The sequence below is a fragment of the Sphingomonas lenta genome (assembly GCF_002288825.1).
GTDB lineage: Bacteria > Pseudomonadota > Alphaproteobacteria > Sphingomonadales > Sphingomonadaceae > Sphingomonas > Sphingomonas lenta.
The window spans coordinates 290,101-303,114 of record NZ_NSLI01000001.1 but is presented as its reverse complement, the minus strand read 5'-3'; the positions used below and the strand labels follow the sequence as shown (position 1 = coordinate 303,114).

The window sequence follows — 13,014 nt, the reverse complement described above, 5'->3', positions numbered from 1 at the left end:
GGTGCCTCGACAAGCTCAGCACGAACGGGGTGGTGGCATGCTCTATTGGGAGGACATCGAGGTCGGGGCCGTCCAGCGCTTCGGCGCGTATCCGGTCACGCGCGAGGAGGTGGTCGAGTTCGCGGGCAAGTACGACCCGCAGCCCTTCCATCTTTCCGACGAGGAGGCGGCGCGTACGCATTTCGGGCGGCTGTCGGCGAGCGGCTGGCACACCTGCGCGATGACGATGTCGATGGTGGTCGCGAACCTGAGGGAGCACCGGGTGGCGGGCCTAGGCTCGCCGGGGATTGACGAGCTGCGCTGGCTACGGCCCGTCTACCCGGGCGATACGCTGAGCTGCGAGACGGAGGTGCTGGACAAGCGTCGGTCGGAGTCGCGGCCGGAGATGGGGATCTCGCGCAGCCGCATGACGGTGTTCAACCAGGCGGGCGAGCGGGTGATGACGTTCGTGTCGACGCACCTGACGGCGACGCGGCCGGGCTAGCAGCGTCGCAAACTTACGCCGCCGGTCACGGCGAAGCCGCGCCCTATGGCGCGGTTCGCACGTGCCGGTCGCGCGAAGCGTTACCGCCGAATGTCCCGCCGGTTCTCCCGCCTCAAGCCACGGAAGTCCTGACGCCGCTCCTGCCGGAACGCGCGGCGGTCGGCCTGGCGCTCGGCGCGGAACTGATCGCGGGTGATAGTACCCGCGCGGAAGGCGTCGCGATTGGCCTGACGCTCGGCGCGATAGGCCTGGAGGTCGCCGCGACGGTCCTGGCGGAAGCCGCGGAAGTTCTCGCGCACCTCGCGCCGGTCCTCGCGATACTCGCGACGGCCGCCGGGATAGTCGTAGTTGCGGCGGTCCAGCTGGCGCGTGCCGGCGAAATTACGGCGGTTCTGGAAATAACGGCGCTGGTCGTCGCTCCAGCGATAGGGCCGGCGGTTGCGGTCGTACACGTACACGCCGGAGCCGGGGTAGAAGAAGCCGTTGTACCAGCCTGAATAGCCCGGAAAGCCGCCATAGGCGTAGTCGCCGTAGAAGCCGTCGTCGTAATAGCCGTAACCCGGGTAGCCGTCGTAATAACCCGCGCCGTAGCCGAGCCCGACGCCGCCATAGCCGTAGTCGCCGTAAGCGCAGCCGCCCGCGCCTAGTCCGAGGGCGACGACGCCCAACGCGACTTTGATCCGCTTGATCATGATCTTACACTCCCGCAAAGGGACACGGGTCGAAAACGCGCCCGTGAACAAGCGTGGAACGTACACGCTTCGCCGCAGGTTCCCTAGTGGCCGGGGAACGACACCAGAGCGTCGACCTGGATGCCGTCCGAGCGCAACGCATCGGCGCCGCCCAGGTCGGGCAGATCGACCAGAAACTGCGCTTGGCCCACCTCCGCGCCCGCGCGGCGGAGCAGGCGCACGGCGGCGCGTGCGGTGCCGCCGGTGGCGATCAGGTCGTCGATCAGCAGCACGCGCGCGCCGGGCGCGCAGGCATCGGCGTGCATGGCGATGCGATCCTCGCCATATTCGAGCGCGTACTCTTCGGCGATCGTCGCGCCGGGCAGCTTGCCGTCCTTGCGGATGAGCAGCACGCCCGCGCGGAGCGGCACGGCGAGCGCGGCGGCGAACAGGAAGCCGCGCGCCTCGATGCCGGCGACGAGGTCGACGGGCCCACGGGTCGCGTCGACCATGCGCCGGACGGCGGTCGCGAGGCCGTCGGGGTCGAGAAGCAGCGTGGTGATGTCGCGGAATTGAATGCCCGGCTTGGGGAAGTCGGGGATGGTGCGGATGAGGGAGGCGAGGTCGTCGTTCATGCCTTCCTCCCGTCGTCCGGTGTACGTCACGCCGTCAGACGTGACCGCTACGCGGCCCCGCCGGCCGCCGTGGCGAGTCCTCGGCTCAGCTGCGCTAAGCCGAGGCCGCCTGCCTAGTGCTTCACCCCCGCCCAGACGTTCTTGTACGCGCCATAGGCCAGGAAGCAGAAGATCAGGATGAAGAGCACGCTCGCCAGGCCCGCCGCGTGGCGGCGCTCGAGGTTCGGCTCGGCGGCCCAGGTCAGGAACGCGGACACGTCCTTCGACATCTGGTCCACCGTCGCAGGCGTGCCATCCGAGTAGGTCACCTGCCCATTCGAGGTGATGGGCGGCGGCATGGCGATGTTGAGGTTGGGGAAGTACGGGTTGTAGTGCAGCCCCTGCGGCGTCTTCAGGTCCGGGAACTTCTTGAGCAGCTCGGCCGGCTGCGGGCGGTACCCCGTCAGCAGCGAGTAGACATAGTCGGCGCCGTCGTCGCGCGCCTTGACCATCAGCGACAGGTCGGGCGGCACCGCGTTGTTGTTCGCGGCGCGGGCGGCGACCTCGTTCGGATAGGGCGAGGGGATGCGGTCGGACGGGATGTTCTTGCGCGTCGCGGGCTCGCCCGTCTCCGCGTTCACCGACGGCTGCTCGACCTGCCACTGGGTGGCGATCGCCTTCACCTCGGCCTCGTTGTAGCCGAGCTGCTCCAGGTGGCGGAACGACACGAGGCGCATCGAGTGGCAGCCCGCGCACACCTCCTTGTACACCTGGAACCCGCGCTGCAGCTGCGCGCGATCCCAGCGGCCGAACACGCCCTCGAACGAGAAGCCGGCCGGCCGCGGCTCGAGGTGGAACTCGTGCTCCGCCGTCTCGGGCTGCGGGTTGCGCACCGCTTCGACGACGGTCCCGATCAGCGCGATCAGGAGCACGCCCACGAAGCCGAGCCCGATCAGGAAGGCGATCTTACGTACCATGTTCTCTAGTCGTCCTTGATCGGGAGCTTCAGGCCATCGCCGTCTTGGCGGGGCTGGTGCCGCCGTGGCGGGCGAGCACCGCTTCGGTGATCGAGTTGGGCATGGGGCGCGGACGCTCCAGGCGCGACACGATCGGCAGGATGATGAGGAAGTGCGCGAAGTAGTAGGCCGTCGCGATCTGCCCCAGGATGATGTTGAACGGGATCGCCTCCGCGCCGCCGACATAGCCCAGCACGAGCACGTCGATGATCAGGATCCAGAAGAACCACTTGTACGCAGGCCGGAAGTTGGCGGAGCGCACGGGGCTCGTGTCGATCCAGGGCAGGAAGAAGAGCAGCAGGATCGAGCCGAACATCGCCAGCACGCCCCACAGCTTCGCGTCCAGGATGAAGTCGACGGTGAACGACTTCAGGATGGCGTAGAAGGGCAGGAAGTACCATTCGGGCACGATGTGCGCCGGCGTCGAGAGCGGGTTGGCCGGGATGTAGTTGTCCGGGTGGCCCAGCAGGTTCGGCGAGAAGAAGATCAGGAGCGCGAAGATCAGCAGGAACACGCCCAGGCCCACGCCGTCCTTGGCGGTGTAGTACGGGTGGAACGGTACGGTGTCCTGCGGCCCCTTCACCTCGACGCCCGTCGGGTTGGAGCTGCCGGGAATGTGCAGCGCCCAGATCTTCAGGATCACCACGCCCGCCGTCACGAACGGCAGGAGATAGTGGAGCGAGTAGAAGCGGTTGAGCGCGGCGTTGTCTGGCGCGTAGCCGCCCAGCAGGAACACGCGCAGCGTCTCGCCCACGCCGGGAATCGCCGAGAAGAAGCCGGTGATGACCTGCGCCCCCCCAGAAGCTCATCTGACCCCAGGGAAGCACATAACCCATGAACGCGGTCGCCATCATGAGCAGGAAGATGACTACGCCCAAGAGCCACACCATCTCGCGCGGCGCCTTATACGACCCGTAATAGAGGCCGCGGCCGATATGGATGTAGACGACCGCCAGGAACATCGACGCGCCGTTGGCGTGCGCGTAGCGGAGGAACCAGCCGCCCGGCACGTCGCGCATGATACGCTCCACCGAGTCGAACGCAATCAGGCCGTTCGCGGCGTAGTTCATCGCCAGCGTCACGCCCGTCACGATCTGGATGAGCAGCGCCGCGCCCGCGAGCACGCCGAAGTTCCAGAAATAATTGAGGTTGCGCGGCACCGGATAGCCTGCGCCGATCGCGTTGTAGACCATGCGCGGCAGCGGTAGCTTCTCGTCGAAGTACCGCATCAGGGGGTGCTTAGGCTCGTACTGCTTGGCCCAGGGGAAGCTCATGGCGTGTTACCTCAACCCACCGTGATCACGGTGTCGGAACTGAAGACGTACTCGGGAACCTGGAGATTGGTCGGCGCGGGGCCGGAGCGGATGCGGCCCGCCGTGTCGTAGGCGGAACCGTGGCACGGGCAGAAATAGCCGCCATACGGCCCCTTGTTCTCGCCCTCGCCCGCGCCTAGCGGCACGCAGCCCAGGTGCGTGCAGACGCCCAGGGTCACGAGCCACTGGTTCTTGCCCTCCTTGGTGCGCTCGGCCAGCGTCTGCTTGTCGCGCAGGTCGCCGATCGGCGTCGCGTTGGCGGCCTGGATCTCCTGCGGCGTCAGGTGGCGGACGAAGAGCGGCTGCTTGCGGAACTGTGTCTTGATCGCCTGGCCCGGCTCGATCGCGGAAATGTCGACCTCGGTGGTGGACTCGGCGAGCACGTCCGCGGCGGGCGCCATCTGGTTGACCAGCGGGAACACGATGGCGACCGCGCCTACGCCGGCAAAGGCGACGGCGGCGACGTTGATGAAGTCGCGGCGGCGCGGATCGGGCAGCTCGCCCTCCGCCGCCATCACCGGCGACTCGCCTGGGGGAAGCTGGTCTTCAACAGTCGCCATTCAACACCCTTGAACTGTCTCTGCGTGGCGCGGGCATGACCTCGCGCATGGAAGGTGGTCGGCGCGTTTTCCGAACGGGCCGTCTCGGCCGGCCTGATAGCCACGGCCAGCCGCCTTTGCCAACTCCAATTTACCGCGCCGTCATGCTGGGTTAACGCACCGCGATGCGTGTGGCCCTGTTCGAGCCGGACATCGCCGGGAATGTGGGCACGATCCTTCGCACGGCGGCGTGCTTCGGCGTGCCCGTCGACCTGATCGAGCCGATGGGCTTCCCCTGGGGCACGGCCGCGCTCCGCCGGTCAGGGATGGACTACGCGGACGCCGTAGAGGTGCGTCGGCACGAGGACTGGAACGCGTTCCGCACGGCGACGCCGGGACGTTTGGTGCTCGCGACGACGCGCGGCGCGGTCGGGCTGTGGGACGCGCGGTTCGAGGCAGGCGACGTGCTGCTGTTGGGGTCAGAGGGACGCGGCGCCCCCGACCACGTCCACGCCGCAGCGGGCCTGCGCGTCGCGATCCCGATGCGGCCGGGTATGCGCTCGCTCAACGTAGCGGTCGCGGGCGCGATGGTGCTGGGCGAGATGCTGCGGCAGGTTCACCCAAAACCGTTCGTGTCGAGCCCAGTCGAGACACGGTAAGCGGAGCACCCGCATCCGTTTCTCGACTTCGCTCGAAACGAACGGCAGGAGGAGATCATGTCCCCCCTTCCCGCTCCGCTCGACGCCGAGCAGCAAGCCGCCCGCACCTGGTTCGAGTCGCTCCGCGACCGCATCTGCGCCGAGTTCGAGGCTATCGAGCGAGAGGCCGGTTCCGACGCGCGGTTCGAATACGTCGCCTGGGACCGCGTCGACCCGAGCGGCGGGCCGGGCGGCGGCGGGGTGCGCGGCGTGATGAAGGGCCGCGTGTTCGAGAAGGTGGGCGTCAACGTCTCGACGGTGGCCGGCACGTTCGAGGGCGAGTTCGGCCGCACGATCCACGGTGCGGGCGACGACCCGCGCTTCTTCGCCACCGGCATCAGCCTGGTCGCGCACATGGCCAACCCGCACGTGCCCGCCGTGCACATGAACACGCGCTTCTTGGTCACCACCAAGCGCTGGTTCGGCGGCGGCGCCGATCTCAACCCACCGCTGCCGATCGAGGAGGACACGGCCGACTTCCACCACACCCTGCGCGCCGCGTGCGACCGGCACGACCCGGAGCACTATCCGCGGTTCAAGAAGTGGGCGGACGAGTATTTCTACATCCCCCACCGCGGCGTGCACCGCGGCGTCGGCGGCATCTTCTACGACCACCTGGAAGGCGATTTCGACGCGAACTTCGCCTTCACGCGCGACGTGGGCGAGGCATTCCTGAATGCCTACCCCCGCATCGTCCGCCGGCGTATGCACACGCCCTTCACCGACGCCGACCTAGCGACGCAGCGCGCATGGCGTGGGCGCTACGCCGAGTTCAACCTCGTCTACGATCGGGGTACGCTGTTCGGGCTCAAGACGGGCGGCAATATCGACGCGATCCTCATGAGCTTGCCGCCGGTCGCGACGTGGGACTGACGCCCGTTCCTTCGGACGAGGTCGCGACCGTCGTGACCACGCTGGAGATGCGGGAGCGCTCGCCGCTGTGTCCGCTACCGCCCTCCCCGCTTCGCCTCGTCCGCTGGCGCACGCCGGACGCGAACAAGTACCGCGCGCTGTTCCGGCGCGTCGGCGAGCCCTGGCTCTGGTATTCGCGGCTGCTGATGGACGAGTCGCGGCTGCTGTCGATCATCCACGACCCCGCCGTCGAGGTGTACGCCGTCGAGGACCGCGCGGGCGTGGAGGTCGGCTTCCTTGAGCTCGACTTCCGCCGCGAGCGCGCGACCGAGCTGTCCTATTTCGGCCTCGTACCCGAGCTCGCCGGCCAGGCTCACGGACGCTGGCTGATGGCGCACGCGCTCCAGCTCGCCTGGCGGTCGGGAACCGAGCGCGTCTGGCTGCATACCTGCACGCTGGACCACCCCAAGGCGCTCGGCTTCTATCGCGCGCAGGGCTTCACGCCCGTGAGCCGGACGCTCGAGACCTTCCCCGACCCGCGCGCGCTGGGCGTGCTGCCGGAGGACGCGGCTCCGCAGATCCCCTATCTGGCGACGAGCCGTCGATAGGCGCTGACGGCGATTAGTGCCTGCGCCAGGCCGGTCAGCATCGACACGCCCGCCACCCCGGCGGCGCCGATCGCTACCGTCAGCGGGCTCGCGCCCGCCGTGTCCTTGAGCGCCAGGAAGGGCTGACCCGCGACTACGCCGACCAGCATGGTGATCGCTGCCAGCGCCATCAGCGGCAGTCCCGCCCCGCTGGTCAGCGAGAAGGAGCGGGCCACCGCCGTCGCCGCCGCGATCGGCCGCTCGGCAAGCAGCGCGGGGCCGGTGAGCATGGTGCGTCCCATCAGGTAGACGCCGGGCAGGATCCAGAGGAACAGCCCCGCGCCCACCGGGATCGCGACCAGGATGGCGGCGAACAGGTAGCGCGGCAGCAGCGCGCCCGCCCGGCCCAGCGCGTCGCGGACGCTGTCGGACGCGCGGTCGAGATAGGCGGCGTAGAGCGCGGCGGTCCCGAAGGCGGTGACCAGATAGGCCAACACGTACCAGACGCCGTGCTCGCCCGCCCAGGCCGTGAACCCGTCCGCCCAGGCGAGCAGGCGGGCGTCGCGCGCCTGGCCCGCCCCGTCCGGCGCGGCGGGCCAGGCCGGCACGAACAGCGCCAGCGCGAAGGACGGGAGGAAGAGGAACGGCCCGGCGACCGCGAGCAGCCAGTCCCGGTCCCGCCGGAACAGCGCCCAGGCCTCGGCGAGGACCGGCTGGATACGGATAGGCATCAGGCTGGGCTGCGCGCGTCCTCGAACACGTCCGCCAGGTCGCGGCCGCTGAGCATGGCGTAAAGGCGCGCCACGAAGGCGTAGCTGAGCACGGAGAGGATCGTCGCGACGACCGCGCTCGCGATCCCGCCGACGAACTGCGCGGTGGCGCTGCCGTCCTGTCCCAGGGCGAACCGCGCGACGAGGCCGAAGACGAGTTGCGCCGCGCCGCTCGCGACGATCAGCACGATGAAGTAAAGCAGCACCACGCCCACCAGCTTCAGCCCCATGCCCTTGGTCATGCGGAACGCGCGGCCGATCGCGCGGACGCCCAGCCGCTCGTGCAGCACCGTCGGGACCAGCGGCAGCAGGCGCGCGAAGATCCAGAGCAGCAGACCGAGCAGCACGAGCATGTAGAGGAAGGCGAGCGCGCCGAGCCCGCCGCTGATCTGCGGCGTCTGCCCCGGCGTCATGTTCTCGAAGTCGACGCCCGCCGCGATCAAGAGCGCGATCAGCGGCAGGCCGAGCAGCGTCAGCGCGAATCCGATCACCAGCGACACGCCGATCAGCGGCAGCAGCCGAGCCGTCGCTTGGCGCGTCGCGTCCGCGCTGGTGGTGCTGGGGTGGCTGGTGATCGCGGTGATGGCGAGCGCCCCCCACAAGGTCACGACCAATGCGATAATCGTCACTAGCGAGCCGACGGCGGCGGAACCGGCCGCGGCGACGGCGCCGGGCTGCGGGGCGAGATAGGCCTGCACGGCCGCCTGCGCCACGCTGGGCAGGAAGATCGCCGCCGTGGCGATCGGCGCGATCAGCCCCGCGCGCCCGCGGACCGCCTCGACCGCCGAGTCCCACACCGTGTTGATCCTGACCATCGGCCGCGCCCTCCGCTCGCGTGTCGGGGCGACGCTAGCCCAAGCGGCGGCGCTTTGCCACCGGCGCGGTTGCATCGCGGACGCCGCCGCCGCACATCGCGCCCGTGCACATCCCCCCCGACATCGAATGGCGGGTCAGCGCCGGCCTGACGCCTTATCAGGAGGCCGTGACCGAGATGGAGGCGCGGGCGGCCGCGGTCGCCGCCGGCCAGGCGCGTGAGCTCGTCTGGCTGCTCGAGCATCCGCCCGTCTACACCGGCGGCACCAGCGCCGACGAGAGCGACCTCTGCGATCCACGCTTCCCCGTCGTGCGCACGGGCCGCGGCGGCAAGTACACCTATCACGGTCCCGGCCAGCGGATCGGATACCTCGTGCTTGACCTCGCGAAGCGCGGCCGCGACGTGCGCTGTTTCGTCCACGCGCTGGAGAATTGGGTCATCGCCGCGCTGGCGCGTTCCGGCGTGGAAGCCTTCGCCGTGCCGGGCAGAGTCGGCATCTGGACGATGGACGGCGACGCGCAAGCGAAGATCGGCGCGATCGGCGTGCGCGTGAAGCGCTGGGTAACGCTGCACGGCTTTTCGGTTAACCTGTCGCCCGACCTGTCGCATTTCGGGGGCATTGTCCCCTGCGGAATCAGCGATTCGGGCGTAACCAGCATGAAAAAGCTGGGGATTAACATGGGCCAGGAAACTTTCGACATGGACCTGGCGTTAACGTTCCCGCCCTTTCTCGAAACTCTTTCTTGCCCCCGGCAAAAGGAGGCTTGAGGGCTGGCGGCGTTGCGTTTAATGTCCACCCCGATTTGGGTGATAGGGGCCAGCGAGCAGCCGTCCAAATCCTTCATCTAGGGAGCTTCAGAATGCGTGCACTCATTTCCAAGGTTCTGACCGGCTCGATGGTCGCCGGCGCTGCGCTGCTGGTTTCGGCTTGCGGCGGCAACAACGAGGCCACCACCGAGAACACCACGGTCACTGACCTGAACGCGACCGAGGGCATGGACACCATGACCGACAACATGACGGCGGTCGACGGTGCGACCAACACCGGCATGATGTCGAACGACATGATGATGTCCAACGACATGATGATGTCGAACGACACCATGATGAACACCACCACGACGACCACCAACACGACCACGACCAACACGCTGTAATCAGCGGGTCGGGTTGACCGATCGAAGGGGCCGTCCGGGCGACCGGGCGGCCCCTTCTTCTTTGCGCGACGCGCCCGGCGCATAACGCGACGAAATGGTTAAGAAGCGTTTGAGCCCGGGAGCGGAATGCCCTAGTTTCCGCGCGTTAGGGTCCGGAGGGGTTTCCATGTCTTTGTCGCGTACGGCCGTCGCCGCTCTGCTGGCCGTCGGCGCCGCCGCCAGCCCGGCGCAGGCGCAGTTCTTTCTTAAGTCCAAGAGCCTGGCCGGCCAGCCCGTGCGCGGCGACGAGCCGGGCGTGCTCGCCGCGCCGCTGCCCAACGCCAAACCCGAAGAGCTGCGCGCCGGCCTTGTCTGGACGATGCGCGCCGCGCTCAACGTCGCCGCGCTCCAGTGCCAATTCGAGCCGACGCTCACCACCGTGCGCAACTACAACGCGCTGCTGCTCGACCATCGCGACGAGCTGAAGAAGTCGTTCGACACGCTGACCGGCTATTTCGCCCGCACCGCCAGGTCCAAGGCGGACGGCCAGAAGGCGCTCGACCAGTTCGGCACGCGCACCTATTCCAGCTTCTCCTCGGTCTCGGGCCAGTTCGGCTTCTGCCAGACCGCGCACGCGATCGGGCGCGACGCGAACTTCACCCCGCGCGGCCATTTCGGCGAGTTCAGCGAGACGCGCATCCAGGAACTGCGCAACAGCCTCGTCCCCTTCGGCGAGCAGCGGTTCGTGTGGGTGTCCGATCTCAGCCGCCTCACTGTCTCGCGTCCGCGCCTCGACCCGGTGTGCTGGGACAAGAAGGGCAACTGGCGCGAGAAGAAGTGCGGCCCCGCCGGCTGGCCAACGCCCGCCGCGGTAGCGATGGCGGCGCGCTGACCGATCCTCCCCGGAACGGGGAGGGGGACCGCGCCAGCTTGCTGGCGTGGTGGAGGGGCGCCTGCGACGAGAGCCGTCCTTCGCAACTGCCCCTCCACCACTCGCCCAAGAGGGCGAGCGGTCCCCCTCCCCCTGCGGGGGAGGATTAGGTCACCTCAACCCCAGCAGCTTGTGCGTCTGTAGGCTCAGGCGCCACGACGGCCGCTCCATCACCAGCGCGATCGCCGCGTCCTGGTTCGCCGCGGCGTCCGCGTCATCCATCGGCTGCACCAGCCGGTGCGCGAACCGCCAGCCCTCCAGCGCGTCCAGGTCGATCCCCGTCTGCGGCCAGACGAGCTTGAGCTCGTCGCCCGAGCGCTGGACGACCTCGCTCCCCGCCTTGGGGCTGACGCACACCCAGTCGATGCGCGGGTGCGCGGGCAGCGTACCGTTGCTCTCGATCGCGATTCGAAAACCCGCCGCATGGAGCGCGCCGACGAGCGCGTCGTCGACCTGCAGCATCGGCTCGCCGCCCGTCAGCACGACGAAGCGCCGCTCGCGTCCCTCGCCCCAGTGCGCCTCGACGGCCGAGACCAGCGCGTCGGCGTCGGCGAACTTGCCGCCGCCCGCGCCATCCACGCCGACGAAATCCGTATCGCAGAAACGGCAAACCGCCGTCGCGCGATCCTGCTCGCGGCCCGACCAGAGATTGCACCCGGCGAAGCGCACGAACACCGCGCGGGCACCGGCGTTCACGCCCTCGCCCTGCAGCGTCAGGAACATCTCCTTGACGGCGTAGCTCATGGCCTGGCTGCGTAGTCGGTCGGGTCGGGCACGCCCGCTTCCGCGAAGCCGTCTATCCGTAAGCGGCACGTGTCACACAGCCCGCAATGCCGGTCGCCCGGCGCGGGATCGTAGCACGACCAGGTGATCGACAGGTCGAGCCCGAGCCGTGCGGCCTCGCGGACGTTGTCGGCCTTGGTGTTGGTCATCAACGGCGCGTGGACCTGGAACGGCCGCCCTTCGACGCCCGCCTTGGTCGCGACCTCCGCGAGCCGCTCGAAAGCGCGCACGAACTCCGGCCGGCAGTCTGGATAGCCGGCGTAATCGAGCGAGTGGACGCCGATCCAGATGTCGCGCGCGCCCGCTGCTTCCGCCCAGCCCAGCGCGAGGGAGAGGAAAATCGTGTTGCGCGCTGGGACATAGGTGACGGGAATGCCCTCCCCCGGCCCGTCCTTGGGCACGGCGATATCGTCGGTCAGCGCCGACCCGCCGAACGCGCGCAGGTCGAGCGGCATGACGACGTGCCGCTCGGCGCCGAGCGCGGCCGCGACCCGGCCGGCGGCGGCGAGCTCGACGCGATGGCGCTGGTTGTAGTCGACCGACAGCGCGAGCAGCCGATAGCCCGCTTCGCGCGCGAGCGCCGCCGACACCATCGAGTCCAGGCCGCCCGAGACCAGGGCGACCGCGAGAGGCTGTTCGTGCATGATGGCGCGCGCTAGGCCGGTGGCGGAGCGAGCGCAAGAAAAAGGCCGCCCTCGAGGAGCGGCCGAGTTCGGCTGACTTGCCGACAAGGGAGAGAAGCGTGCCGAGCGGGCACGCCACCTTCATAGGCGCGCAGGCGTGAAGAACCGGTAAACGCCACGGCCGTTCAGGCCATTTCCTCGCCGACCTCGACCGCGAACTTCTGCGCGCAGAAGCGGCAGTCGACGGTGATCATGCCGTCCGCGCCCGCCATCTCGCGCCGTTCCTCGATGGGGAACTTGGCGATGACGCCGCGGATATGCTCGGGCGTACAGCGGCACCCGCGAGACAGCTCGGTCGACTGCAGCGTGCGCACGCCCTCCTCCTCGTGGAACAAGCGCCACACTAGCGTCTCCAGCGACACCGTCGGATCGGCGAGCTCGTCGGCGTGCATGGTGTTGCCCAGCGCCGCGACATGCTCCCACTCCGGGTGGTCGAGCCGCACGTGCAGGCGCTCGCGGCCCAGCTCGCCCTCCGGCAGATGCTGGAGGAAGAGGCCGCCCGCGACCGTAGCGCCGTCGCCGCGCTTGTCGATGCCGACGCGCACGAAGCTCGGGATCTGCTCCGACTGCACGAAGAAATACTGCGCCGCCTCCGACAGGCTCGCGCCGTCGAGCGGCACGATGCCCTGGTACCGCTCCTTCGTCACCGCCAGGTCGAAGGTGATCGCCAGATAGCCCTCGCCGAACAGGTCGCGCAGCGAAGGCTCGGCGGGCAGCTCAGCCAGCCGCTCTTCGTCGAACTGGGCGTAACCGCGCAGCTCGCCGCCCTTGTAGTCGCAGACGAGCAGGCTGACGACGCCGTCCTTGGTCTGCGCCTGCATCGTCATCTGGCCCGAGGGGTCCTTGAGCGTCGAACCCATCAGCGCGGCCAGCGTCAGCGCCTCGGCGAGCAGCGCCTCGATCGCGGGCGGATAGGCGTGCGCGGACAGCACGCGGTCGAGCACCGCTCCCAAGCGCACGATACGCCCCCGCGCGCTGCGCGACGGGATCGCGAAACCGAGCGCGCGGTCGAGGTCGAGATTGTTCGAGTCCTGCATAAACACCGTTCGGGCTGAGCCTGTCGAAGCCCCGTACTCTCCTTCCCACGGTGGCGGAAAGAACGGCGCTTCGACGAGCTCAGCGC

16 protein-coding genes and 1 pseudogene are annotated in these 13,014 nt (G+C 68.9%); 7 read left to right on the top strand and 10 right to left on the bottom strand.

Translation table 11 applies throughout. The features are described from left to right. The first annotated feature begins 37 nt into the window (after nucleotides 1-37). Nucleotides 38-484, top strand: coding sequence for a MaoC family dehydratase (locus CKY28_RS01435; protein WP_095996551.1), 447 nt, complete (start codon nucleotides 38-40; stop codon nucleotides 482-484). Nucleotides 485-564: 80 nt separating this feature from the next. Here the strand turns inward: CKY28_RS01435 and CKY28_RS01430 are convergent, their stop codons facing one another. The 5 genes and pseudogenes from CKY28_RS01430 to petA all read right to left on the bottom strand — a co-directional run bounded on the left by CKY28_RS01430 (nucleotide 565) and on the right by petA (nucleotide 4,658). Beyond that, a complete protein-coding gene (locus CKY28_RS01430; RefSeq protein ID WP_095996550.1) occupies nucleotides 565-1,176 on the bottom strand; it encodes a hypothetical protein in 612 nt (203 codons plus the stop codon). An 83-nt stretch (nucleotides 1,177-1,259) separates the two neighbouring features. Beyond that, complete coding sequence (locus CKY28_RS01425; RefSeq protein ID WP_095996549.1) at nucleotides 1,260-1,790, bottom strand: adenine phosphoribosyltransferase; 531 nt, start codon at nucleotides 1,788-1,790, stop codon at nucleotides 1,260-1,262. Nucleotides 1,791-1,903: 113 nt separating this feature from the next. Next, the gene (locus CKY28_RS01420; RefSeq protein WP_095996548.1) at nucleotides 1,904-2,746 is read right to left on the bottom strand and encodes a cytochrome c1; all 843 of its coding nucleotides are present in this window, start codon (nucleotides 2,744-2,746) and stop codon (nucleotides 1,904-1,906) included. Between the two features lie 28 nt (nucleotides 2,747-2,774). Then, nucleotides 2,775-4,059, bottom strand: a pseudogene (locus tag CKY28_RS01415) (cytochrome b). Between the two features lie 11 nt (nucleotides 4,060-4,070). Then, on the bottom strand, nucleotides 4,071-4,658 hold the full coding sequence (gene petA, locus CKY28_RS01410; RefSeq protein ID WP_095996547.1) for a ubiquinol-cytochrome c reductase iron-sulfur subunit: 588 nt from the start codon (nucleotides 4,656-4,658) through the stop codon (nucleotides 4,071-4,073). A 164-nt stretch (nucleotides 4,659-4,822) separates the two neighbouring features. On the opposite strand from petA, the gene CKY28_RS01405 reads away from it, so the two are divergent. Genes CKY28_RS01405 through CKY28_RS01395 form a run of 3 tightly spaced genes read left to right on the top strand, consistent with a single transcriptional unit; the run spans nucleotide 4,823 to nucleotide 6,795 of the window. After that, nucleotides 4,823-5,296, top strand: coding sequence for a tRNA (cytidine(34)-2'-O)-methyltransferase (locus CKY28_RS01405; RefSeq protein WP_095996546.1), 474 nt, complete (start codon nucleotides 4,823-4,825; stop codon nucleotides 5,294-5,296). A 57-nt stretch (nucleotides 5,297-5,353) separates the two neighbouring features. After that, a complete protein-coding gene (gene hemF, locus CKY28_RS01400) occupies nucleotides 5,354-6,208 on the top strand; it encodes an oxygen-dependent coproporphyrinogen oxidase (RefSeq protein WP_095996545.1) in 855 nt (284 codons plus the stop codon). Beyond that, entirely contained in the window at nucleotides 6,199-6,795 is a 597-nt protein-coding gene (locus CKY28_RS01395) for a GNAT family N-acetyltransferase (RefSeq protein ID WP_176472911.1), read from the top strand. Before hemF ends, CKY28_RS01395 begins: the two co-directional genes overlap by 10 nt. Here CKY28_RS01395 and CKY28_RS01390 read toward each other — a convergent pair. Both CKY28_RS01390 and CKY28_RS01385 read right to left on the bottom strand, forming a co-directional pair. Further along, on the bottom strand, nucleotides 6,771-7,505 hold the full coding sequence (locus CKY28_RS01390) for a hypothetical protein (RefSeq protein ID WP_095996544.1): 735 nt from the start codon (nucleotides 7,503-7,505) through the stop codon (nucleotides 6,771-6,773). The genes CKY28_RS01395 and CKY28_RS01390 overlap by 25 nt on opposite strands. Next, nucleotides 7,505-8,359, bottom strand: coding sequence for a hypothetical protein (locus CKY28_RS01385; protein ID WP_095996543.1), 855 nt, complete (start codon nucleotides 8,357-8,359; stop codon nucleotides 7,505-7,507). The genes CKY28_RS01390 and CKY28_RS01385 overlap by 1 nt, the downstream gene beginning before the upstream one ends. 104 nt (nucleotides 8,360-8,463) lie before the next feature. On the opposite strand from CKY28_RS01385, the gene lipB reads away from it, so the two are divergent. The 3 genes from lipB to CKY28_RS01370 all read left to right on the top strand — a co-directional run bounded on the left by lipB (nucleotide 8,464) and on the right by CKY28_RS01370 (nucleotide 10,386). Continuing rightward, nucleotides 8,464-9,126 carry a lipoyl(octanoyl) transferase LipB gene (gene lipB, locus CKY28_RS01380; RefSeq protein WP_095996542.1) on the top strand — a complete coding sequence of 221 codons (663 nt, stop codon included), beginning with the start codon at nucleotides 8,464-8,466 and terminating at the stop codon, nucleotides 9,124-9,126. Between the two features lie 92 nt (nucleotides 9,127-9,218). Further along, nucleotides 9,219-9,515, top strand: a complete 297-nt coding sequence (locus tag CKY28_RS01375; protein WP_095996541.1) for a hypothetical protein — start codon at nucleotides 9,219-9,221, stop codon at nucleotides 9,513-9,515. A 166-nt stretch (nucleotides 9,516-9,681) separates the two neighbouring features. Beyond that, entirely contained in the window at nucleotides 9,682-10,386 is a 705-nt protein-coding gene (locus tag CKY28_RS01370) for a hypothetical protein (RefSeq protein WP_095996540.1), read from the top strand. Between the two features lie 150 nt (nucleotides 10,387-10,536). Here the strand turns inward: CKY28_RS01370 and queE are convergent, their stop codons facing one another. The 3 genes from queE to hslO all read right to left on the bottom strand — a co-directional run bounded on the left by queE (nucleotide 10,537) and on the right by hslO (nucleotide 12,928). Then, a complete protein-coding gene (queE, locus tag CKY28_RS01365; protein WP_095996539.1) occupies nucleotides 10,537-11,169 on the bottom strand; it encodes a 7-carboxy-7-deazaguanine synthase in 633 nt (210 codons plus the stop codon). Then, on the bottom strand, nucleotides 11,166-11,852 hold the full coding sequence (gene queC / locus CKY28_RS01360) for a 7-cyano-7-deazaguanine synthase QueC (protein WP_095996538.1): 687 nt from the start codon (nucleotides 11,850-11,852) through the stop codon (nucleotides 11,166-11,168). Before queC ends, queE begins: the two co-directional genes overlap by 4 nt. 164 nt (nucleotides 11,853-12,016) lie before the next feature. Continuing rightward, a complete protein-coding gene (gene hslO, locus CKY28_RS01355; protein WP_095996537.1) occupies nucleotides 12,017-12,928 on the bottom strand; it encodes an Hsp33 family molecular chaperone HslO in 912 nt (303 codons plus the stop codon). Nucleotides 12,929-13,014 lie beyond the last annotated feature (86 nt).

Coding starts and splice junctions, on each gene's coding strand:
- CKY28_RS01435 (WP_095996551.1), top strand. CDS start 38: ATGCTCTATTGGGAGGACATCGAGGTCGGGGCCGTCCAGCGCTTCGGC.
- CKY28_RS01430 (WP_095996550.1), bottom strand. CDS start 1,176: ATGATCAAGCGGATCAAAGTCGCGTTGGGCGTCGTCGCCCTCGGACTA.
- CKY28_RS01425 (WP_095996549.1), bottom strand. CDS start 1,790: ATGAACGACGACCTCGCCTCCCTCATCCGCACCATCCCCGACTTCCCC.
- CKY28_RS01420 (WP_095996548.1), bottom strand. CDS start 2,746: ATGGTACGTAAGATCGCCTTCCTGATCGGGCTCGGCTTCGTGGGCGTG.
- petA (WP_095996547.1), bottom strand. CDS start 4,658: ATGGCGACTGTTGAAGACCAGCTTCCCCCAGGCGAGTCGCCGGTGATG.
- CKY28_RS01405 (WP_095996546.1), top strand. CDS start 4,823: ATGCGTGTGGCCCTGTTCGAGCCGGACATCGCCGGGAATGTGGGCACG.
- hemF (WP_095996545.1), top strand. CDS start 5,354: ATGTCCCCCCTTCCCGCTCCGCTCGACGCCGAGCAGCAAGCCGCCCGC.
- CKY28_RS01390 (WP_095996544.1), bottom strand. CDS start 7,505: ATGCCTATCCGTATCCAGCCGGTCCTCGCCGAGGCCTGGGCGCTGTTC.
- CKY28_RS01385 (WP_095996543.1), bottom strand. CDS start 8,359: ATGGTCAGGATCAACACGGTGTGGGACTCGGCGGTCGAGGCGGTCCGC.
- CKY28_RS01375 (WP_095996541.1), top strand. CDS start 9,219: ATGCGTGCACTCATTTCCAAGGTTCTGACCGGCTCGATGGTCGCCGGC.
- CKY28_RS01370 (WP_095996540.1), top strand. CDS start 9,682: ATGTCTTTGTCGCGTACGGCCGTCGCCGCTCTGCTGGCCGTCGGCGCC.
- queE (WP_095996539.1), bottom strand. CDS start 11,169: ATGAGCTACGCCGTCAAGGAGATGTTCCTGACGCTGCAGGGCGAGGGC.
- queC (WP_095996538.1), bottom strand. CDS start 11,852: ATGCACGAACAGCCTCTCGCGGTCGCCCTGGTCTCGGGCGGCCTGGAC.
- hslO (WP_095996537.1), bottom strand. CDS start 12,928: ATGCAGGACTCGAACAATCTCGACCTCGACCGCGCGCTCGGTTTCGCG.